The 1,062-nt window shown below is 64.7% G+C and carries 1 protein-coding gene; it reads right to left on the bottom strand.

The features are described from left to right. Positions 1 to 1,062 (bottom strand): AMP-binding protein (locus tag CUC53_RS18285; protein ID WP_157798335.1); only part of this gene is annotated, 1,062 nt, incomplete at both ends.

Below are 1,062 nucleotides of genomic sequence, written 5' to 3'. Positions count from 1 at the left end.
TTCAATCTCGAGGGCGTCGATCTTCTCTCCGCCCCGGTTGATCTGATCCTTGTTGCGCCCCACCACCATCAGATGGCCGCCGGGCAAGCGGCAGACCAGATCGCCGGTGCAGTAGAAACCGTCCCGATCAAAAGCCCGCTGATTGTGGGCAGCGGCCTTGAAGTAGCCGCGAAAGGTGTAGGGGCCACGCGTCCAGAGCTCGCCGCACTCGCCATCGGGCAAGGGACACCCGTCGCTGCCTCGCACTTCTACCTCGTCGCCCAAGCTCATCGGGCGGCCCTGGGTATTGACGAGATGCCAGTGATCATCCTCAGCGCGGGTGTAGTTGACCAGCCCCTCGGCCATGCCAAACACCTGCTGCAAACGGCAGCCAAGGCGGCTCGCCACCGCCTCGGCGTGAGCCGGGCTGAGGCGCGCACCGCCCACCTGCACACACTCCAGCGAGGTCTGCGGATAGTGGCTGGCCGCCTCCAGCCAGAGCGCCAAGGCAGGTGGCACCAGCGCCGCCCAGTTGACGTGATGGCGCTGCACCAGCGGCAGACAGGTTGCCGCAGAGGGATCCTTTGCCAGCACCACGCAGCCACCGGCATAAAACACTCCGAGTGCGCCGGGGGAGCTCAGGGGAAAGTTGTGGGGCGCTGGCAGGGCGCAGAGATAGATCACCCGCTCATCCCAACCGCACACAGCCACGCTCTGGCGCACGCTGTAGCCATAGTCATCGTGGGTACGGGGGATCAGTTTGGGGGTGCCAGTGCTGCCGCCGGAGAGCTGGAACAAGGCGACCTGATCGGCCGGGGTAGGAGTTGGCGCGATAGCCGTCAGCGGCGAACCATCAGCACGAGCCACGGTTTCAGACTGACGCCATGCAAACCCAGACTGAAGATCGGAGCCTTCTGCCTGCTCGAACAGCAGTGTCTGACAGGAAGGCGATACCAACTCATCAAGGGCTGCCAGGCTTCCCGCTTCACCGGCAAAGCCGGGGTGGGAGGGGCTGAGTACCAGCAAGGCGGGCTCAATCTGGCGGGCAAAGGCCACCAGCTCACGCCGCTGATGGCTGTAAAG

The sequence above is a fragment of the Aeromonas cavernicola genome (genome assembly GCF_002795305.1).
Lineage (GTDB): Bacteria > Pseudomonadota > Gammaproteobacteria > Enterobacterales > Aeromonadaceae > Aeromonas > Aeromonas cavernicola.
Note: the sequence above shows the minus strand (reverse complement) of the source record. Positions and strands in the feature narration are given on the sequence as shown.